Origin of the sequence: Leptolyngbya sp. NK1-12 (assembly GCF_032598965.1) — a bacterium.
Taxonomy (GTDB): domain Bacteria; phylum Cyanobacteriota; class Cyanobacteriia; order Elainellales; family Elainellaceae; genus Elainella.
On record NZ_CP053586.1, the window covers coordinates 3,113,759 to 3,133,687 of the forward strand.

Here is a 19,929-nt window from a genome sequence, read left to right on the forward strand (position 1 = left end):
CAAGTCCTTGGCATCAAGTTGTTGGGACCAAGTTGTTGGGACCAAGTTACAGAGGTCACTCAGGCCATCACTTGAGTCAGCCCTTGGGTCATCACTAGGTCAAAGATTGGCTAAGGTTTTGAATACAACCCGCTCTATGCTCCAGCTCTGTCCCTTTTCGATTTAGGTTGCCCAGCATGGTTACTCGTTCTAGTTCACAGATTAGCTTGGCTTCTAGCTCGTCGCAATCGCCCACCTCGCCTATGGAACCTACGCCGATCTTTTCGCAAAAATTGGTGGATCGCTGTCACATCCTGCTGCCCGATACCCCCAAACCCACCAGCGCCATTTACTATGAGGGGCAGTACTATGCCTACGTCAAGTTCTTCCCGACGGTAGAGACCGCTCGGCAAAAGGCAGCTCTCCTAACTCAGCGGGGCAACTCGGTGCTGCTAACGCGGGTTCCCAAGGGGCTAGTGCTATGGGTGTATGAGCCAGATGCTCAGCCTGTTTCCGGTTCGGTCTCTAAGTAGCGTCTTTGAAGTAACGGACTCTAGGTAAACCACCGTCATAAGCTCAGCCTGCGGAGAGTAGGCAAGGCCAAACACCGCCCGAAATAATTCTTATTTAGTATGGATTCTCGGTTGACTGGATCTGAGGTTTAGTCTGAGAGAAGTGGCTAAGTGGCTCGAGCTAGATAGCTTTAGTGCTCTATGCCCGTCCATCTAGCCAATTCACCTGGCGAACTGTAACTGTTACCTTCAAAGCTGCTTATGAGCAAGCGTCTGCCTCAAACCACAGCCTATGTCCGCATCACGCACCAGTCTTGGCAACAAGGCAAGATTGAAGGAGAAGTGCGTGCCAGCGAGTTTGAGTGGCAGTTTCAGTGGCGGTTTAGGCGCGGCGAACTGTCGGTTGAACCATCTTTAGGCCGTGCCCTGATCAAAGAGCCGCTGACGCGCTTTCTCGAAAAGTGCGACTACCAGCTAGAGCCGGGTGGCGATTATTCTTTTACGATCCGAGCCGACCTCTAGCTCCTCTAGATCAGCTTTAGGTTGCTCTCTCCACCTCGCGGGCTTCAAATCCTAGCCCCTCACAGCCGAAAATATCCCACTAAAAAGCGCCAGAATTTACCTAATTCCAGCGCCTAATTGGTTATTTTAAGGAGTTGATTCGATCAAGAGGACAGCAGCCGGTAGCTTACCAGAGGCCGCGCACAGGTTGAGCTGCACCGGTGTCGTCATCATCGTCATCTACAGCAGCCGGAGCCGGAGCGGGTGCAGGTCGGGTCTGCTGCACCGTAGTTTCTCGACGAATCACCGTTGAGGATGAAGAGCTAGAAGATTCACTAGAACCAGCGGCTCCAGAAGTGGCGCTGTCAGAGGTTGTGGTTTCAGAGGCAGGTCTAATCGCTATAACTGAATCATCTCTCACGGTCAACACAACTTCTGAACCCACTTCGAGGCGATTGCGCTGCTGTTCAGCCTGGGAGATGGTGTAGGTGCGCGTTTCGCCGCTGGAAAGTCGCATTTCGACCTGATCACCGTTGATGCGCGTAACTTGTCCCTGCACTTCGTTTTCCAACAGTTGCGGCACGCCTTCCCTAACGGGACGGTTGGACTGGCTAAGCAGATCAGCGGTTGATGGGCTGACCGGACGAGCCATACCAGGAAGTGCAGCTGCTAAAGCAGCCACGATTATTGCTGCACCCGTTACTACTTGAAGATTTCGAAAAGCCATTGTTGATTGCTCCTTGCTTTGAATTCGTGCTGTCAAAATTCTCAGAGGTTCGAAACAGAACCGGTTAAAATCAGGTTCAAATCGCTAGCTTTGAACAACCTTGAACCTCTAGCAATGGGCGGAAAAATTTAGAACCTTCTGTTTGTATTCGTCACATCAACAAGGTACACCTTTAGAAGCCTTTCAAAACATATATCCAAAGCAGTAAATTGGTGCAAGATTTATAAGGAAACCAAATTATTTGCTCGACAAACTTATTTATCCAATTAGGTATCGCGCCATCACAAATTTTCAGCAAACGATAGCGAATTTCCATAAGAAAAAGCAGAGCATGCTCTAGGAGTTAGCGCACCAAATTCCCAAAGAAACGACTTCTCAGAAGCTGTTTGAAACGGATCTCGCTGTCTGGAGCCGCTCCCTTTCCGGGATGCCTACAGGACTATAATCCCTCACCAGTAGGGGATTTTGAACAGCGACGGTTCGGGAAAGCCTCCCAGAATAGGTAGGGGGATGAGGGGCTTTGCAAACGACTTCTCAGCCTATACAGATTCACTATAACCTGCTGAACAAATAGAGCTTATTAATAATTTCAGCTAACAATTAGTTTCTTTAATACTTCAAGCAAGCATCAGCCAATCTCGAACTACGATTTGGATTTCAAATAGCTTTAATATGCCTCAGTCTGAGTATCTGGAGCTAATGGCGCACTGAGAGCATTCTATGGACTAGAGGTTTACCCTAAGAATGCTTCCTAAAATCGCCCTAACCGCTGTTAATCTCAATTGTTTCAATTCGATATGTTCAGGAAAAATTGGGGCAAATCATTTGAATAAATTACCCCTCTTCATTGACGTTTACTGAATGACAGATCGAGCCAATTAAAGTCGTTTTTGCTTTTCGTTTGACTTACAGCGTTTTTCACTCATGTGAGGTACAGGGGGTATGGGGGCTTCGCCCCCACGCAGGGGCAGTGCCCCTACACCCCGTTTTTCGTACTTCACTAACCTGAAAAAGGCTGTAGTTCGACTCGGCAATTTACTGGCCGATACTGTTTACTGGCCGATACTGTTTACTGGCCGATACTGACTGATATAGAATCAGCAGCCCTTTTCTATGGACAATTAAAGACGATTAAACAGGAATCCAGCTTGCACATATGACTGATACGACTGAAAATTCCTGTCCAAGGTTCCGCAAAAACTACCATTCCAAACGCAGCCCCTGTCGGCGCAGGTGGTTTTGGAGCTGGGGAACCAGTTGCTGTTGGCTAATATCTACCGGCAAACGTCCGGGTTGCTGCGCCACAAGCCAGCCTGCTGTTGCTCCGGCTGCTCCGCCAATCACCCATTCGCCATAGTGGACACGAGTAGAGCCATTGACGATATGGCTAGCTGCAATACTTTTACCGCCAATTAGCAAATTGTCCACCCCTTGAGGAATCAACGCTTCCAGCGGAATGTAGATCGGTTTAATCAAACTTTCATCTCGTACTGGCGCACTGCTGGCTTCCCAAGATTCTTCCCAGTTGCGGTAGCGGCAACCATGCATGTCGATGCTGTAGTGGGTTAAGGCGACAACGGTAGGGGTAAAGTCACGACTGCCCCGCATATCACGCCGCAAATCGGCTTCCCGCATCATGAACTCGTGCTGTCCGTAGGCAGTACGTCCGATGATTCGCCGCCCCTCCCGAATGTAGGGCATCATGCTCAGACCAGAGGTGGTCGCCATGGGCATGTGGTCGCCCGATAGGTAAGCTAGGGGCAACTGCGGGCTGGATTGCGTTTCCATTAGCCATTCAGCAAACAGCAGAGCATGTTCTTCGGCATGGCGGAGCGCACTCAGAGACAAGCCACCCATCCAGTTAGCATGCTGACCAGAGGCAGTGATTTGCTTTTCGTTCAGAACCAGAGGCGGGTTCATTATCGTCCAGTCGTTGCCGCGATTCCAGTTAATCATAGTAATGTCGCCAAAGGCTGGAGTATCTTCGCGGGGATCGCTAGATTTAGTGCTAACAATGCGACGGTAATTGAAAACACTAGCGCCCTTAAACATCGGGAATCCTTGCAGGTCGTAATCCTGGCGATGCTCAGCGCGGGAGTAGTCTGGCTGGAGTTGTTTTAAGTCGGCCAAGCTGCTGCCCTGGTCATCCAGAATGGCCATCGCAAATGGGTAGGTGAAAGCCTGCGTACAGTCTGGATTATCTTGTTTGGAGGCAAATGATTCGCTGGTGGTGGTGCGCGCTTCGGAACCAAGCCGGTAGGGAATCCCAGCCCAACCAATCAACTCGCCGGTATCGGTGGCATCAATCACTAGCATGGATTTGCCCGGCGGCGCTTGCAGTCGAATCGGCACTTTCTCGAACTGATCATCGCTAGACCAGGAATACCAGCTCGGAAACTCCTGGGAAGGTCGCCCCAGGGGCACATAGTCGGCTTGCCGGGGAATGCGCTGCACGGCATAAACAGCGGTGATCTGCCGTCCAGTTGGGTCAAATTCGGCTCCCTTAAAGGCCGTAGAAGCCTGCCATCGGCTGTTGGGGGAATGCTGGGCAGACATTTCTAGAAGCTGCTCTGATGCGGTTGCACCCGCTTCTGGCAAAAAACAGAGCGCACCCACCCAGCAGCTATTCAGGCTACTTACCGATTGCGAACTCTGAATGCCGGTCCAAGCGGGTAGGGTGACCTTCTGATCTCGAATTAGTTGTTTAAAGTCTTTCCAACTCTGGCCGAAGTTTTGTGCTGCCTGCATCGCTGCAGATTCATCAATCGCGGACACGCCTTGGGAGCTGATCTGCCCCCCCAACCAAGGAGCGAGTTCAATCAGACAAGTTTGCGCTCCAGCCTGCATCGCTTGCGAAGCCGCCGAAATACCGCCCAGGGTACCTCCGACCACCACTACTTCGCACTGCCAATCTTCCTTGGGTTGAGGTAAAGGCGAAAGCTGGGGTCTGCCGCTCATCCGGTTTACCAGGCTGTCAATAGCCTGCATATCTAGCGTCTTTGCACCCTCGCTCAACAGGGTGGCCGACATGGGCGTCACGGCACCACCCCAGGAGTAGTACTGCAAGGCTCCCAAAAGACCAGTGGCGCTGACAGGTAAGAGGAGGCTGAGAATGGCTAACTGAATAGACTGACGCTCGGATGAAGGTTGGCTCACAGCAGGAAACTGAATCCAGTGAAAGGACAAGGAATAGCGTCTACCGAACTTGTGTTCGCAGACTCACCGCTATATTTAGGGGCTATTACGATATATATCGTAATTTGTGAATTTTGAACGAAATTTGCGGTGGGCTTATATAAATTTTTACCAGTAAATGAAAATTGGGAGTTTCTGCTATTGGGTGGGGAGTGGGGAGATGCGGCTCGTGAGCCTCGCCGAACGAGGGGAGTGGGGAGTGGGGAGTCACGCAACTACCAATGACCATAGCTTGCTGTTGCAAAGCAGTTAACAGCCGACCCTGTTAGTCAGCCGGCTGAATGGAAATTGTTAGATTCTGTTTAGATAGAAGGAGCAGAGGGAATAGCCCTTTTCTGCTCCTCTTTTGCTTGTTAACGGTCTGCCAGCGGTCTCCTATCGCTCTAGCACGGCCATGAATTTGCCTTTGGCGAAGGGAGCCGGAATGATTGGTGTAAACCGGACTCGGTCGGTGGCAATCCGCTTGACGTAGAACTCGTTGATCTGATGCAGCACTTGATCTCGAGTGCCGATAATCCAGATTTGCGATTTCTCATCATCGAAGATATTCAGCTCTTCGTTAAACTCGGTAGTCATTGTAATGTAGCCTCGTTTGTTTGATTTCGGTCAAGAAATCGCTCAAGGCACCATGCCTGACTACAGGACGCATCAAACGAGGCTGCCTAGACGGTACCGCTGCACAGTACAATCAACACAGCCTTGCTCTCTGCTAGTACCAGAGAGTCAGGTGAGCTGATCCTTGCGTGTTGGTAGCACCTTGGATCAGCGCCCGAATCGCCTGCCTTGAGCGGCCCACTAGCCCTCTTCGGGTCCGAGAAAAACTAGTATCGCAAAGCATAAACTAAAGCGTAGTAAAACACAAGTGTGTGGCCGTAATTGTTCACAATGCATGAACGTTGCTTGCAGTAAAACCACTCGCTCAGCTCAACCCACTGCTGCACCGCTGCCATCTACCAACTCAAAACTCAAAACTCAAAACTCAAAACTCAAAACTCAAAACTCAAAACTCAAAATTACATGCTCTGTGCCCCAGCAATTCCTGCACCGTGCGGATGTCATAGCCATCTTCGAGCAGGTGCGTCGCAAAACTGTGACGGAAGGTGTGGCAACTAACTCGCTTGGATATTTTTGCCGCTCGAACTGCTTGCTTCACAGCTTTTTGGACACTACTCTCATGCAGATGGTGGCGACACATCAAGTCACTACGGGGGTCTTTAGCAATCTGACTGGAAGGAAACACAAATTGCCATATCCACTCTCGATTCGCATTCGGGTACTTTCGCTCCAGCGCAAATGGAAGATGAACTGCCCCAAATCCTCGTCCTAAATCCAGTTGATATCGTCGCCTCACTCCCACCAAATGGTCATGCAGTTCATCTGTTACGCTTGAGGGCAACATTGTGACACGACTTTTACTGCCCTTTCCGTCTCTAACAATAATCTGCTGCTGTGAGAAGTCGATGTCTTTAACCCGCACCCGCAATCCCTCAGTCAACCTCAACCCGCACCCGTAAAGCAGCTTAACAACGAGCTGAGGGATGCCATCGATATTTTGGATAACGCTCAATGCCTCTTCCTTGGTAAGTACAGTTGGTAAATAGCGGGAGGGCTTTGCTCGTATGGCATTGACCTGAGCGACTTCCAACTTGAGTACTTCTCGGTACAGAAACAGCAGTGCGTTCAGTGCCTGGTTTTGAGTTGAAGCTGCCACCTGTTCTTGCACGGCAAGATGAGTCAGGAAGGCTTCAATTTCAGCACTTCCCATGTCTTTGGGATGTCGCTTTTGGTGGAACAGAATGTAGCGGCGAATCCATTGCACATAAGTTTCTTCAGTCCGGTACGAATAGTGTTTCAGCCGGGTAGCATCTCGTACTTGATCCAACAGCTTCTTTGGAGGTTGCTGCATAAGGGTAGGTAGCGGGGAAGGCATGATGTGTAAGAAATAATACACGCCAGTTCATCAGTACTGCATATGAAGATATACGGAAAAATTCAGCCGATCCACCTTAAAAAGCCTATTATGCGGAAAAGCTCCGTCGATCCACCTAATTTGGAGTGATCAGCAGAATTTTTCAGCCGATCCACCCAAAACTGGGTGGATCGGCTGAAAAATTCTCTCTAATATATAGTTATACGGCTGAGTTCCTGGTGGAGACAATGCTAGTTTGGAGTTGCCTTGAAGCGGTAAGCTTAAAAACCTTCTGCATTGTTTGTGTAGTTGAGTTATGTTGTTACCAAGCAATTCATAAGTGATCAAAGAGACATGACAACTCTGCTCGTTCTCGGCAACATCAATCAGTTTACATTTGCAAACTCTGTAATCGCAGCCAATGCCAAGGCTGAGGAAATATTTGGGCAGGGCCTAACTAATATATTTGTTGTACATTCAAGAGACTCCTATGCCAAGCTAAAGAGTAATGAAGATTGGGTAAGTCATACGGAGGAAAATGGTGTAAGCCGAGAATTGTTTGTCGATAAAATCATTGAGATTACATCAGAAGATGGCTCGATTAAAAGATTTGTTGATTATATTGAGTTTATTTTGAAAGGTATTCCAAATGGATCAAGCCTTATTGTTGACATTACAAATGGAACTTCATTACAGAAAAATCTACTCTCAATAGCTTCATACATTCTTGACGTAAGAAATCAATATACGATCGATGTCTCTAAGTTGTTTGAACTAACCGAAGAGAGAGGCTTTCTTCCAACTGATATTTTGCTATCCTGCTATTCTCCAGTCCCTGATAGTACTAGGCTGGATAGCATCGCGTATCTAAATCTGTCAGAAATGGTACGCTACAGGAAGATTATAGAATCACATACTAATAGATATGTAGCCATAGATCCAAGTTCCTCTGATAGAGAGTTTTTCAAGGATAACTTGGGTCATTCTATTCAATTAAAGTTACAAGGCGATCAAAGTAAAGATAACGCTATTTATCGAATAGCAGCTTCATCAATTTCGGCTAGTGTGGAGGATCTAATTCGCCTTCTAGTGAGCAAATTTGTCCTCACTGATACTCCTGATGGAGTAGATCGTAAAACTTTTGGGCAAAAGCTGAAAATCATTCAAGCCAAAATTGAAAAAGACGCACCATCTGATTTTGATGTAGAGTTTTTTAGCAAGTTCAATGATTTCATTCTGTACTTGAGAAATAGTTCCACACATAAAGGTAAGCTTTTAACTGACTTGGAGAAGTTTAAGGCGGAACTTTCCGTCAAAATGGCGTTTCCCTTTATTGAATTTTATACAGACATCGTGCATCCTTTGCTATCAAGTGGTGAGCTTTCTAGAGAGCCGAAGCATATGAAAAAATTAACGTATGCTGATATAGCACCAGAAGACGCTTTGTATTATGGATTGGATGGAGATGATACAGGAAAGATATTGGAAGAACTTTTTCTTGCCTGTAGCGATGAATCCAGCTTTCGGAAATTAAGCAAAGATGTAGCGAATGCAATTTCAAAAATCTCTAAATTTGTTTCTGATAAACTTGGCAAAAATGCGATCGTATTTGAGGCAGGCGACGACCTTCTGTTCAAGGGAAATCTTCAAGAAGATACACTTTTGGAAATGCAAGCTATGTACTCACAATTAACGCCTGGGTTAACGTGTTCAATTGGTTATGGGAGATCATTTCAAGAAGTATATTTAGCATTAAAACTCGCGAAGACTCAGCCAGGTAAAAATGCTATTGTTGGAATTGAGCTTTGCTGAGTTTGTCGCCGCATAATTAAACTCAACGAGGCTGGCGACAGCCTCGCTGGTCTTCAAAACCGGACATGAACTGTTTCAATTCATCCGGCTCCTCAATAGCTTGGTAGTTGTCATCTACACCTCATCTGCCATCGTTGGCAGATTTGACATCATGGCAATGACGATGGAGAAGTTGGAAGTTGTTCAATTCATCTTTACCGCCTTTTAAGCGAGGGATGATGTGGTCGATTTCCAGTAAATCTCTATCTTTGAAAAACAGTCGGCAGAGTGGACAGCTTCCTTTTTGTCGCTTGAGTAGCAAAGCTACCCGCCCATTGACTTGAGGATGTCGCCCCATGCGGATACTCCAGTAGAGCCAATCGGCATCAAACGGAGAGCGAGTACTTTGGACTTTGATATGCCGCTTTATCGCGGTGTGATTGTGTACTGCTAAGCGTTGAATGCCATCTGGGGAAACCGTTGCAAACGTCCATCCTTCTCCTCGGTCAATGTGCCAGTATTTGTTGGCAATCCAACGCTGGCTTTTACGAGGATGACGATGCGTTGCCCAGTCTTTTAACTGAAGATACAGCCAATGATCCAACCGTTGGTAGGCTTGAGAGCTGACCACTGTGGAGAAATAATTTGACCATCCGATAATCACCGGATTGAGCGCAGCAATCAATTGCGACTGGGTTGCCGCTTGATGCCGCTCGATGATCTGTTTCAATTTCCCTTGGTGTCGTTTGATGCTCGTTGCGCTGGGTTGGATCAAGGTCTTGAACCCCAAGGGTGTTCCATAGGCATCATGAGCCGTGCGATATTTTCCTGCCGGAAATTGTCGCACGGTGAAGCCGAGGAAGTCGAATCCAAGATTCCCTTCATGCGGGTGGAGGGTATGAGTGATTCGAGTTTTGCTGGGGTGCAGCGTTAACCCCATCTGCGTGAGCCATTCCGAGAGCATCTGTTGGCATTGTTGCACAATAGTCAGGTCTGCATGAAGCACCACCAGGTCATCGGCGTAACGAATCAGATGAGGCACTTGACAATGCCCCCCTCGCTGGCTGTCCCATCGGGGGAATGCCTGCTTGATTCGTTCTTCCATGCCATGTAAGGCAATGTTTGCCAATAGCGGAGAAACTACTCCGCCTTGGGGTGTTCCGGCAGATGTCGCAAACCACTGTCCTTGATCCATCACACCTGACTTCAGCCATGCCTTAAGCTGGCGATGTAATGTCGGGAACGTGTTGATCTTGGCTAACAGAGCTTCTTGATTGATGCGGTCGAAGCATTGGGAAATGTCCGCATCCAGCACATATTTGGCTTTCAGGAAAATCCCATTGTAAATGGCTTCAATCGCATCATGGCATCCGCGTCCGGGGCGGAACCCGTAGGAGTTTGGCTCGAATCGAGCCTCCCATTCCGGTTCCAGCGCCAATTTCACCAGGGCTTGTAGGGCGCGGTCGGCAATGGTCGGAATTCCAAGTGGGCGTTTTTCTCCTTCACCTCCCGGTTTGGCAATCCAAACCCGGCGTGTTGGTTTTGCCCGCCTGGAAAGCCTCAGTTGATTCACCAGCGCTAGCCGTTGATCAGGCGTGAGGGATTTGATGCCATCTACCCCTGCCGTTTGCTTGCCCTGATTATCTTGACTCACCCGCCTCACTGCCAGACACTTGCCTGACCATGACCGCATCAGTGTCTTCTGAAGTCGCCGAACTGCTTTCATATCACCACGACGTGAGGCTTTGAATATGCGCGTTTGCAGCTTAAAGACTCGTCGCTCCAGCTTTCGCCAGGGGATAAATCTCCATTCCATCATCAGTTTCATCAACTGTGCTTTAGACTTATCAACTGCTAGTTGTACCTATTCATTCCAAACTATCGGGTCTACGTCTGCATATCCCAGATATTACTCTGGACATTGGCTTCTTAGACCATCTCTCCATCTCATGGCTTGCGGTTGGCACCTACTTTGAGCATCGACCTGCTTAAAGAGCCAATGAGCGGTTACTTCGTTCCAAATCACCGTAATCGAATCCTTAGAACGCTACTTTCTGCCGGGTTTAGTGGGAGTGCATACGGGTCGCAACCGTAAACGCCCGCCCCATATCCTTTGCCTTTTGGCTCCAGCCTGTCAGCCTGATTTGGCTGGGTTCAACTCACGACAGTTCAGACATAGCTTCGCTTGCGCTATCCATAGATTCATGCTCGGCGGCTACCAGATGAGGCTTCCAGTTTATCGCCTTTTCTCCCCGCTTTACGGATTGATGACCAGTCGCTACCGTAGGGGTGATGCTGTTACTACTTGCACCTGTAGAGAGGGACTTTCACCCTCACGGTGATTCAGTTGTCGAGGTTCTACAGCCATCCTAGATAGGAGATGAACAGTAGCCGTACATAAACGCCTTGGCGAAAGCAAAGGTTTGACAATGCGTGACCAATTGAAACAGAAACTTGACCGACCCAAATCTTCTACACATTCGTGCATACTTGCGAATAAACTGCTTCGCTTGTAACCAAACATCCTCAACTGGATTCTGCTCAGGTGCATTAGGGGCTAAGCGAATACAGGTAATCTTCCACGCCTCAGTCGGTAAGCCTCCATTGGTCTGCTCCAGAAATTCCTGCACCACCTTTGAGCGGTGGTAGCTCACCCCATCCCAGACAATCACCAGGCGCGTGTTCTCAACATACAAAGACTGGAGATACTGTAGGAAGGCAACCGTATTCTCTTCGTTGCCTGCGCTGTACTCTTTGACAACAAACTGCTTGGTGAGATAATCCAATGCCCCATAGTAGGTCTGTCGTTGCTTGGTAGACTTGACTTCCACATCCACCCGTTGCTTGCGGCGGCTCCACCCATAGCCACTGATATCGCCCCACAACAGGTGGCATTCGTCGAGAAATAAAACTCTTAATTGTCCATCGGCGATCTCAGATTGATGCGTTGCCAGTAGCGCTTCAAGTTCTCTTTTTTTTCCTGAACCAGAGTATCAACCTTGTCAGGGTGAACCGGTTGTGCCTTCTTCCAACTGAAGCCAGCGTCTCTGAGCAGGGCATAGTAGCTCTGGAGTGATTGGTAGACCACCCCATACTCATCCTCAATGTGGTCAATTACCTCCTGGAGTGTCCAAGCATCCTGCCCGTCGAGCCACCGAAACAACGCTTGCTTCTGCTCACAATCGAGATAGCCTTGGGTGCCCCAATAGTTGGAGCGCAGTCCCTCCACACCTGAGCATTCGTAGCGTTGATGGCTAGCTGTGATGAAGCCAACCGACACTTGCAGAATGTCACGGATCTCCCGATAGCTGTGACCGCCTTGACTCATCTGCACAGCGAGTGCACGCTTGAGTTCCAACGGAGGTGGGTTACTTTGAATGAACTGTTCGAGCGTTTCCATCGGCTGAGGGGGTAAAGTTTGGGGCACGTCCTCAGCCTACCATTTGTTCACATCCTATTTAGGATGCCTATATCCTCGCCATCCGTCCCTGAGTATCTCTACCCATTTAGGATGAACGAATCGCACACCAACCCGGTTGGAGCGGCAGCAGAGCGACTTGAATAACAAACGAGAAAACTCTCAACTGTCCGCTCCAACCGGGTTGTTATGCCGCCTAATTTATCGGTTGTGGCGGTAGTTGAGAACTAGTCTGTCGTAGTTTGAGGTTAAGTTTAGTTTGAGATTCTGGGCGAGGATATGAGGTCAAGGTAGAGTTGGTTGCAAGGTCTTGCAAGAGCAGTATGCAATTGGTGATGTTCGACATTGATGGCACTCTTACCCAGTCGAATGACTTGGATAATGCAGCATTTCTAAAAGCATTATTCGAGATATTCGATTTTTCGGAAGTCTCAGACGATTGGACATCTTACAGCCATGTTACTGATGCCTGTATTTTGAAGGAAATCTGTCAGCATAAACTTGGTCGGATTCCTTCTAGAGATGAAGTTACAAGATTCCAAAAGCGATTGCTTGAATTGTTAGCAGAGGGGGCAGCAAACATCGGAAGGATTCAGCCTGTACTAGGAGCATCTAGTATCCTATCTAAACTACTTACATCTTCTAACTATCGCGTGGCTTATGCAGGTGGGGCTTGGACAGCCTCAGCCATTTTCAAACTTCAGTCTGCTAATCTCCCGATTCAAAATATTCCGTATGCTTTTTCTGATGACGACGAATCCCGTGAGGGAATTACTGCGATCGCGCTAAGTAGAGCCGAGCAACAATACGGGTGTTCATTTTCCAGTATTGTCTATGTCGGTGATGGGGTTTGGGATATTCGTTCAGCTAGAAAGTCGGGGTATGCGTTCATTGGAATTGCCTCTGGTGATGAAGCCGAAATATTGCGTAATGAGGGAGCAACTTACATCTTTCCAGACTATAACAATACCGAAAACTTCTTTGCAGCGTTGACATCGGCGGCATAACACTCCCGTTGCACGCCGACCGCACCAAGTCTCTGTGTCAAGTCCAAGCGGTTGTTCGCGGCGGGTGAACGGGGTCGTTATGCCGCAAGGCGATCGGGTACGGGAACAGCATTTGAAAATTATCTGTTAGTGTTCAGTATTAAGTTTTTGCGGGAGTTTTTGGGAAGTGCTTCTAGATTGTTAATATGGCAATTCGCAGCGTTGTGCAATCGTAATTGTTATGTCCAAGCAACAAAAATAATGAACTGAGTTTGCATAGTGAACAATGTCGAACAACCAAGAGCAAGCCTATTTGTATCTCCTTTGTGGATTACCTTGTTCAGGAAAAACTACATTTGCAAGTAGGTTGGCAAAAGAACAAGGAGCCGTTGTGTTTTCTCTTGACAGGCTTGTTTTAGGACTTTTTCCTGAGGAGGATAATTTTGACACTCACCGTAAGTATGTTCAGCGAGTGAACAATGTTTTTTTCCCTATTGTGCATGACTTACTTTGTCGGGGATGTAGCGTTGTCATGGATTTTCCCGCTCATACAAAATCTGAACGCAACAGTCTACGACAAGTAGCTATTCAAGCTGGAGCCAAGGTTCAATTGTATCATCTGCAAGCAGATTTAGAAGTGATTACTGAACGTATTCAACAACGTAATGCTAATTTAAGGGATGGGGAATATTACATTCCCAACTGGTTACTCAACATGATTATCACGAAATTTGAATCGCCAGATAGCTCTGAGAATCCGATTGAGATTTGGTTAGAGTGGTAGGAGGTTCTTATAGACCGGCTGTCCAAAGAATAGAAACGTCATACTGACTGAACATTGAGTCGGCGCTTACAAGTGTCATCTCCTCGATTTGAGCCTGTGCAATCAACATTCTGTCAAAGGGATCTCGATGATGTAAAGGTAGCGCAGTCGCTTGGAGAGCATGAGTTGCTGTGATTTCTAGGGATCTCACACCTAACTGTCTCATTCGGCTAGCAATGTAGCGATCTGGTGGTTCTGGCAATGGCAACCTTCCGAGCGCAACTTTGATACCAATTTCCCATACACTAGCGACCGAGAACCATAATTCGTTTGTTTCATCGGCAATGCTTGCAATTGCCTCCTCGCTCAACCGCTCTGGCTGGGCAAACCACCATAACCAGCTTTGGGTATCCAACAAGAGCTTCACACTTCATCACCCTCAAATGCAGCCAAGATCTCTTCTGGTAGAGGAGCATCAAAGTCATTTGGCATGATAAACCGCCCTCGATCCATCCCTAAACTAGCTCGTCGATTGGATGAAGCATAAAAGGGAACCAACTTTGCAATTGGGATACCTCGATTTGAAATAACAATCTCTTCCCCAAGTTCTACCCGGGACAACAGGCGTGAGAGATTGGTTTTAGCTTGATGGATATTTACAGTTTCCATACTCCCATAAAACTAAGTCTATAAACTTAGTTTACTTCAATCGAGCTTTGTAATGCAAGTGTCAGTTGAGTACTGCTCACAGGCGAATAAGGCGGCGCGGCATAACATAAGCCCTGAGGCTGACAGCAGTCAAGAAACTGTCTAGAGGGCTAATTGTGCAACCAATGGTGACCTCTTCTTTTTGAGCGCCAGCAAGTATTTTGCCTCATCGTAGGGTTTCCTGTCCTGCCAGCAACGCCAGATAATAGACTTGTTGCGGAATAAGGGATAATCGAAAGGACTTCATCGAGTTTGAGCTTGCATGATCGACCTCCATCGTGCGTTGAGTAACGACCGTCTGCTGCGCGCTCCGACCGGTCTAAATCGGAAAGCCTTTGATGAGTTATTGCCTGTCTTTAATGATGCATGGCAAGCGCAGGTGCGACAACCTGCCCCTGGTGGAGGTCAAGCGGACAAAGCTCGATTGTCGAGTATGTCAGAGAAACTGTTCTACATCCTGTTTTACTTCAAATGCTATCCCACCTTTGATGTGGCAGGATTTCTGTTTGACTTTGACCGTAGCCAAGCTAATCGCTGGATGCACCGACTGCAACCGATACTCGAAGCAGCCCTGGGTCAAAAGATGGTGTTGCCGGAACGAAACCTCGAAAGTATTGAGCAGTTCTTGGAACGCTACCCGGAAGTAAAAGAAGTGATGATTGATGGGACGGAGCGACCGATTGCTCGTCCTCAAGACCAAGAGCGGCAAAAGGAGCATTATTCGGGAAAAAAGCGGCGACACACTCGCAAACATCTAGCAGCGGTGGATGAAGGCAAACGGGGATTGGTGCTGACTCAGGCACGAGAGGGAAAAGTGCATGATAAGCGGTTGCTGGAGGAGGAGGAGGAGGTCCAGGGAATTCCTGATGAGATTCCGATTGCAGTCGATTTAGGCTTTTTGGGTTTACAGAAGGAGTATGACAATATTGAGATTCCTCACAAGAAACCCCGAGGAGGCAACCTCAGTGAAGAGCAGAAACAGGAGAATCATGAGAAAAGTAAACGGCGTGTGCGATGCGAGAATGCATTTGCGGGAGTGAAACGATACAGAATTGTGAGCGATATTTACAGAAATCGTGTGACCGATTTTGATGACCGTTCGATGTTGAGCGCAACGGGGTTATGGAACTTCTATTTGATGGCTGCTTAACTCAAATGGAAGTGACAAGGGAAGATTATTTCCCCTAACAATCCTTATTCCGCAACAAGTCTAATTAGTTGCTCGCAGGCAGAACAAACAGATGCCGTTCGGTGCGGGGGATTGCTAAACGCTTGGCGGGGAAGGAGGGATAGTTTTGCAAAAAGGCGTTCCATTCGGGATCGGTGGCAAAGCGAATATCCTGTTGCAGTTCTTGATCTAGCACAATTAAATTCACCTGGTTTTGCTGAATAAACTGGAGAAAGCCGACGGCCTTACGGGTTGGGTCAACTCGTTCGTAGTAATCGCCTAGATAAATCGGGTATTCAATGTCGAAGGCTAGCAGTTTTATTGGTGGGTCGAGGCTGAGCGACCGAATCAACTGAATTGTTTCTAGGTTGGGTCTAGCGGGTAGTGACTGTCTGGCGAATAGGCAGGCATTGCCAACACACCAACCTTTGGCCAGTGATGGAGTCAGCAGCACAATCAATAAACCAACTAGGCCCGCTTGCCGCCAGTTCAGATTCCAGCATGAATCTCGCATGGTATGGGAGTAGAGATAGGCGAGTAAAATACACAGCAGAACTGCGTGAATAATCAGGTAATGATATCTGGGAAAGATAATAAATGTAGCAGGAATTACTGCCAGTTCGACAAAGCAAAGAAGAATCAATAAGCGCCGCAGAGTTCTAAAATCGATTTGGCGGATCCAAACCTGACGGTTACGGATGATTTGTACTATTGCCAGGATTAGCAGCCCCAACTGAAGGAGGCGCAATATGGAATTCGCAGTTGGATTCAGATCTCGCAGAGCCGGACTGTAATCCTTTAAGGAACCGGCCAGAATCGATACTGTATTCTCAAAATATCCCTTAATGTTCTCAAATGTGTTGTAAAAAAATGCGCCTGGATTGGCTTGGAGTGCCGCAGAGATTGTGTTTACGTCTCCGAATACAGAATTGGTAATCTGCTGGTAATCACTCCAGGGATCAAGATTAGTTGGGTGCTGCCAAGACCAGCGCAGGGCATAATGGGAGGCAAAGGCCCACCAACTGCGGTTGCCGGAAGAGGTCGGAATCCCCAGTGATGCGAGCAACAATAGCGCCAATCCGCCATAGAGTAGGAGCCGTAACCCAATCGGTCGCCGCTGGCCAGATCGGATCAACTTCCTCAGGGTCAGCAAAATAAACAAACTAGAAAATACCACAAACGCCAGAAAATACTCTGGTCGCACGAACGAGAGCACCAGCAGCGTCATGCCCAACACCCAGTAGAAATCTAATTCTCCCAGGTATTTCTGAATCGCAATCAATATCAAAACAATCAGCAGTGCAAAATGGCTCGGCCTCGGCCAGATGACCGGAATGCCGGAAATTAGATACATAAAGGCGACAATAGCTGCAATGACACGATTGCAATTTAAGGATCGGAGTGCAATATACAGGAAAGCTGTCGTCAAACTAATCAGAAGTTTATGGTTGAAATAATATAGATTGACATAATCTCGGCTTGGTTCCAGCCATGCAATCAACCAATACCAAATAGCATAAAAGGGTGCCCATTCTGCGGTGGGAAAGCCGGATTTGAGCAACTCAACGCCATTGTGCAGATAATAACTCTCATCCGACAGCACCACATCGGTGATGGTTGCAATACTGTCCGTTAGTCTCAACGCTGCCAGGAATAAGCAAACAATCAAAATCAAATCGGGAATCGTGTTTGCTAAAAATTCAAACAGCGCTCGGAATGTTGATCTAGATTGAAGAGTATCCATTGCAGTTGGGGGCTTTGAGCCGTTGATGGTTTTGGATCTAATCCATCCTACTCCCACTCACCCCTGTCGTCATTGATTCAGAAAACTATTCTAGAAAGGTGTTGGGCTATAAAGCTGAATGAGTTGCCTCGACTGAGGATGGTAGACGTGCAGTTCCCTGGCGTGTAGGTGCAATCGATCAGCCGGTAATGGGTGAGCCGGTAATGCGCAGCCATACAGCCGATCGCCCCAGATGGGAAACCCCAAACCTTCAGTGGCATGCACGCGCAATTGATGCGTTCGTCCGGTGATCGGGATAAACTCAACGCGGGTGAGATTTTCGTGGCTAGCCAAAACTCGAAACTGCGTCTGGCTGGGTTTGCCGTGCTGCCAGTTCACCTGTTGCCGAGGCCGATTGGCTGGATCGCCCCAGAGCGGTAGATCAATCACGCCCGCCTGAGTAGTTACCCTCCCGGCCAACAGCGCTTCATACACCTTATGAACACGCCGCTGCTGAAACTGCTGACTGAGCTGCCGCTGGGTTTGGGTGTCCCGCGCCAACAGCAAAATTCCAGAGGTCTCCTGATCAAGGCGATGTACGGCTTGAATCGCTGCACCGTTTGATTGGTGTTGTATTGATTGTTGTATTGATTGTTGTATTGATTGTTGTAACCGGCTCCAAACACTATCCTGCCGATCGCCGTATCGCCCCGGCACTGATAGGAGTCCAGCGGGTTTATCCACGGCAATCAGCCACTCGTCTTGATACAGAATGGGAAGCGCTTGAGAGAATTGTGGACTATTGGGGTCTGGCGACAGGCCAGATAGCAAAAAGCCCATCAGCGGCTGACAGCGTTCGGCACAGGCGGGATAAAATTCGCCGGCCACTTTATCTTGGCTTGCCGGTCCCCACCAAAATTCTGCCATCGCCAGTGGTTTCAGTTGATGGGTTGCAGCATAGTGCAGCAGTTTAGGGGCGCAGCATTCCCCGGTTCCAGTTGGCAGACCCTGCTGGAATGCCTCTAAGGCAAGTGTTTCTCCAGCGAAGTTGGTGAGTCGATAGGCGGTGTGCAGTTGGTGCTGCAACTGGCGAGATAGGGCGCGACGGCGGTGTTTCAGATAGCGAATTCGAGTCTCTGTCTGTTCAATTACCTGTTTAAGGGGCTGTAGCCTGCTGTCTCGCTGCTGCTTGAAGCGTCGTCGCTCTATGCCATCTCGACGGCTCTGGTCATTGAGTGCTTCTAAGGCTATTGCTAATTCATCTCCGACTAATGTTTCTAGGAAAAATTGGCGTTTTTGCTGACGTTCCTGTTTACGTTGTTGATGAACTAAATTAAGCTGTTGTCGCTGATCTTCAAACTCTTGGGCTAAATCATCGTACTGCTTTCGTTCAGGTATGCCTTGCAGCGTGATCAGCTCTTGTTTAATCTGATTCAGTGTTGCTAAAGTTTGAGCTTCCACTAGCGCCACCTGATCACGTCCAGTAATGGGAGGCACCCAACCGGATACTAGCGCTTTCCCGTTGAGCAATCCTGAGAAGGCTTGTAGTACATAGTACTGATTCAACGAATCGACAACCAGCAGCACGCCATACATTTTGCCTTCGCTGCAATGGTTCTGAGCGGCTAATCGTTGCATCAACCTGCGGGCAACTGATTCAGCGAAGGTTGTGCGGGGCAATCGCAATAGAGTACCCGTGCGGGGACAATCCCCTTCATAATAGTAGGTTGGCTCAGCCTGTATGGCTTGGGCGATGTCAGTCGAGTTGGGCCATTCCCTGCCCCATGCTGTATCTGTCAAGAAGTTTGTCAGGGGATGCAGACAAGCCAGCTCCGGTTCAGGCATGATCTTCAATCAAATTATCCAGGCAAGCGACGCTAGCGGCAAGGCTGAAGAGCTGGAATCGAACAAGGTTGCAGTTGCTCAACTAGGCGAACTGGCACCGTATCCTTTTGCTGCGCCGACTGAGTTTCGCTACGCCACAAAGCCCAAGCTAAGCCGCTGCCCAACGTGACCGTCACGCCAATCAGCAATGTGGTCAATAATCGCACCCGCGAATGCAGCAACCGCACTTCCTGACGATAAAGGTCCAGTTCGGTCACTGCCGGTGTGGGCTGGATTTGAGCCGCCTCCGCCACTTCCACCGCTTCTACCGCTTTAGTAATTTGCCGGGGTTCAAACTTCACCTGGTTATAGAGCCAATCCGCAATCAGCTGAGGACAGTTGCGCCTAAACCAGCGCAGGAAAAAAAACCGAAAGGCTGGCTTGGAGAAGCGTGCAATCCATCTGGCGCAGAGTTTGAGGTGGCGGCTCGGCACCCGCTGGTTGATTAGATTGATCGAGCCGATGTCATAGAGACAATCTACAATCTGCTTGACGGTTGCTTCTTCTCGTACAAACATCAAATCGAGTAGAAACAGCACATCGAGCATGCGTTCTTGTTCAAACTGCTGTTTAGTCTTTGGCTGACCCGGTTGAGGATCTGGCGGCTGGAGTTGCTTTACCATAGATTGGCGGTCAAAATTAGCGATCAGGCTGCGGATAAACCA

At 48.4% G+C, this 19,929-nt stretch carries 18 protein-coding genes; 6 read left to right on the plus strand and 12 right to left on the minus strand.

Annotated elements, in window-relative coordinates; genetic code table 11:
- Positions 1-176: 176 nt before the first annotated feature.
- Together HJG54_RS13115 and HJG54_RS13120 are read left to right on the plus strand one after the other, a co-directional pair.
- Positions 177-512: a hypothetical protein gene (locus tag HJG54_RS13115; RefSeq protein WP_316435427.1), complete on the plus strand. Its 336-nt coding sequence runs from the start codon at positions 177-179 to the stop codon at positions 510-512.
- Between the two features lie 240 nt (positions 513-752).
- On the plus strand, positions 753-1,013 hold the full coding sequence (locus tag HJG54_RS13120) for a DUF3146 family protein (protein WP_036005539.1): 261 nt from the start codon (positions 753-755) through the stop codon (positions 1,011-1,013).
- Between the two features lie 166 nt (positions 1,014-1,179).
- On the opposite strand, the gene HJG54_RS13125 is transcribed toward HJG54_RS13120, so the two are convergent.
- The 4 genes from HJG54_RS13125 to HJG54_RS13140 all read right to left on the minus strand — a co-directional run bounded on the left by HJG54_RS13125 (position 1,180) and on the right by HJG54_RS13140 (position 6,820).
- On the minus strand, positions 1,180-1,719 hold the full coding sequence (locus HJG54_RS13125; RefSeq protein WP_316435429.1) for a hypothetical protein: 540 nt from the start codon (positions 1,717-1,719) through the stop codon (positions 1,180-1,182).
- A 1,200-nt stretch (positions 1,720-2,919) separates the two neighbouring features.
- Positions 2,920-4,875 (minus strand): FAD-dependent oxidoreductase, encoded by a 1,956-nt coding sequence (locus HJG54_RS13130; RefSeq protein WP_316435431.1) that lies wholly within the window; start codon positions 4,873-4,875, stop codon positions 2,920-2,922.
- A 414-nt stretch (positions 4,876-5,289) separates the two neighbouring features.
- Positions 5,290-5,490 carry a hypothetical protein gene (locus HJG54_RS13135; protein ID WP_316435433.1) on the minus strand — a complete coding sequence of 67 codons (201 nt, stop codon included), beginning with the start codon at positions 5,488-5,490 and terminating at the stop codon, positions 5,290-5,292.
- Between the two features lie 424 nt (positions 5,491-5,914).
- Entirely contained in the window at positions 5,915-6,820 is a 906-nt protein-coding gene (locus HJG54_RS13140; protein WP_316435435.1) for an integron integrase, read from the minus strand.
- 357 nt (positions 6,821-7,177) lie between these two features.
- On the opposite strand from HJG54_RS13140, the gene HJG54_RS13145 reads away from it, so the two are divergent.
- The gene (locus HJG54_RS13145) at positions 7,178-8,635 is read left to right on the plus strand and encodes a mCpol domain-containing protein (protein WP_316435436.1); all 1,458 of its coding nucleotides are present in this window, start codon (positions 7,178-7,180) and stop codon (positions 8,633-8,635) included.
- 121 nt (positions 8,636-8,756) lie between these two features.
- Here HJG54_RS13145 and ltrA read toward each other — a convergent pair whose 3' ends face one another.
- The 3 genes from ltrA to HJG54_RS13160 form a co-directional block, all read right to left on the minus strand.
- Entirely contained in the window at positions 8,757-10,442 is a 1,686-nt protein-coding gene (gene ltrA / locus HJG54_RS13150) for a group II intron reverse transcriptase/maturase (protein WP_316434700.1), read from the minus strand.
- A 541-nt stretch (positions 10,443-10,983) separates the two neighbouring features.
- Entirely contained in the window at positions 10,984-11,568 is a 585-nt protein-coding gene (locus HJG54_RS13155; RefSeq protein WP_316435597.1) for an IS630 family transposase, read from the minus strand.
- Positions 11,529-12,014, minus strand: a complete 486-nt coding sequence (locus HJG54_RS13160; protein ID WP_316435437.1) for a helix-turn-helix domain-containing protein — start codon at positions 12,012-12,014, stop codon at positions 11,529-11,531. Before HJG54_RS13160 ends, HJG54_RS13155 begins: the two co-directional genes overlap by 40 nt.
- Positions 12,015-12,355: 341 nt before the next feature.
- Here HJG54_RS13160 and HJG54_RS13165 point away from each other — a divergent pair, with 341 nt between their 5' ends.
- Positions 12,356-13,039: an HAD family hydrolase gene (locus tag HJG54_RS13165; RefSeq protein ID WP_316435438.1), complete on the plus strand. Its 684-nt coding sequence runs from the start codon at positions 12,356-12,358 to the stop codon at positions 13,037-13,039.
- A gap of 265 nt (positions 13,040-13,304) precedes the next feature.
- Positions 13,305-13,802 (plus strand): AAA family ATPase, encoded by a 498-nt coding sequence (locus tag HJG54_RS13170; protein WP_316435439.1) that lies wholly within the window; start codon positions 13,305-13,307, stop codon positions 13,800-13,802.
- 7 nt (positions 13,803-13,809) lie between these two features.
- Here the strand turns inward: HJG54_RS13170 and HJG54_RS13175 are convergent, their stop codons facing one another.
- Together HJG54_RS13175 and HJG54_RS13180 are read right to left on the minus strand one after the other, a co-directional pair.
- The gene (locus tag HJG54_RS13175; protein WP_316435441.1) at positions 13,810-14,208 is read right to left on the minus strand and encodes a type II toxin-antitoxin system VapC family toxin; all 399 of its coding nucleotides are present in this window, start codon (positions 14,206-14,208) and stop codon (positions 13,810-13,812) included.
- Positions 14,205-14,450 carry a type II toxin-antitoxin system Phd/YefM family antitoxin gene (locus HJG54_RS13180; RefSeq protein WP_316435443.1) on the minus strand — a complete coding sequence of 82 codons (246 nt, stop codon included), beginning with the start codon at positions 14,448-14,450 and terminating at the stop codon, positions 14,205-14,207. Before HJG54_RS13180 ends, HJG54_RS13175 begins: the two co-directional genes overlap by 4 nt.
- A 301-nt stretch (positions 14,451-14,751) precedes the next feature.
- Here HJG54_RS13180 and HJG54_RS13185 point away from each other — a divergent pair, with 301 nt between their 5' ends.
- The gene (locus tag HJG54_RS13185; protein WP_316435444.1) at positions 14,752-15,639 is read left to right on the plus strand and encodes a transposase family protein; all 888 of its coding nucleotides are present in this window, start codon (positions 14,752-14,754) and stop codon (positions 15,637-15,639) included.
- Between the two features lie 64 nt (positions 15,640-15,703).
- Here the strand turns inward: HJG54_RS13185 and HJG54_RS13190 are convergent, their stop codons facing one another.
- The 3 genes from HJG54_RS13190 to HJG54_RS13200 form a co-directional block, all read right to left on the minus strand.
- Complete coding sequence (locus tag HJG54_RS13190; RefSeq protein ID WP_316435445.1) at positions 15,704-17,401, minus strand: hypothetical protein; 1,698 nt, start codon at positions 17,399-17,401, stop codon at positions 15,704-15,706.
- 90 nt (positions 17,402-17,491) lie between these two features.
- Positions 17,492-19,225: an RluA family pseudouridine synthase gene (locus HJG54_RS13195; protein WP_316435446.1), complete on the minus strand. Its 1,734-nt coding sequence runs from the start codon at positions 19,223-19,225 to the stop codon at positions 17,492-17,494.
- 32 nt (positions 19,226-19,257) lie between these two features.
- On the minus strand, positions 19,258-19,887 hold the full coding sequence (locus tag HJG54_RS13200; protein WP_316435447.1) for a hypothetical protein: 630 nt from the start codon (positions 19,885-19,887) through the stop codon (positions 19,258-19,260).
- Between the last annotated feature and the right edge of the window lie 42 nt (positions 19,888-19,929).

Coding starts and splice junctions, on each gene's coding strand:
- HJG54_RS13140 (WP_316435435.1), bottom strand. CDS start 6,820: ATGCAGCAACCTCCAAAGAAGCTGTTGGATCAAGTACGAGATGCTACC.
- HJG54_RS13115 (WP_316435427.1), top strand. CDS start 177: ATGGTTACTCGTTCTAGTTCACAGATTAGCTTGGCTTCTAGCTCGTCG.
- HJG54_RS13125 (WP_316435429.1), bottom strand. CDS start 1,719: ATGGCTTTTCGAAATCTTCAAGTAGTAACGGGTGCAGCAATAATCGTG.
- ltrA (WP_316434700.1), bottom strand. CDS start 10,442: ATGAAACTGATGATGGAATGGAGATTTATCCCCTGGCGAAAGCTGGAG.
- HJG54_RS13200 (WP_316435447.1), bottom strand. CDS start 19,887: ATGGTAAAGCAACTCCAGCCGCCAGATCCTCAACCGGGTCAGCCAAAG.
- HJG54_RS13145 (WP_316435436.1), top strand. CDS start 7,178: ATGACAACTCTGCTCGTTCTCGGCAACATCAATCAGTTTACATTTGCA.
- HJG54_RS13170 (WP_316435439.1), top strand. CDS start 13,305: ATGTCGAACAACCAAGAGCAAGCCTATTTGTATCTCCTTTGTGGATTA.
- HJG54_RS13165 (WP_316435438.1), top strand. CDS start 12,356: ATGCAATTGGTGATGTTCGACATTGATGGCACTCTTACCCAGTCGAAT.
- HJG54_RS13135 (WP_316435433.1), bottom strand. CDS start 5,490: ATGACTACCGAGTTTAACGAAGAGCTGAATATCTTCGATGATGAGAAA.
- HJG54_RS13120 (WP_036005539.1), top strand. CDS start 753: ATGAGCAAGCGTCTGCCTCAAACCACAGCCTATGTCCGCATCACGCAC.
- HJG54_RS13190 (WP_316435445.1), bottom strand. CDS start 17,401: ATGGATACTCTTCAATCTAGATCAACATTCCGAGCGCTGTTTGAATTT.
- HJG54_RS13185 (WP_316435444.1), top strand. CDS start 14,752: ATGATCGACCTCCATCGTGCGTTGAGTAACGACCGTCTGCTGCGCGCT.
- HJG54_RS13180 (WP_316435443.1), bottom strand. CDS start 14,450: ATGGAAACTGTAAATATCCATCAAGCTAAAACCAATCTCTCACGCCTG.
- HJG54_RS13160 (WP_316435437.1), bottom strand. CDS start 12,014: ATGGAAACGCTCGAACAGTTCATTCAAAGTAACCCACCTCCGTTGGAA.
- HJG54_RS13195 (WP_316435446.1), bottom strand. CDS start 19,225: ATGCCTGAACCGGAGCTGGCTTGTCTGCATCCCCTGACAAACTTCTTG.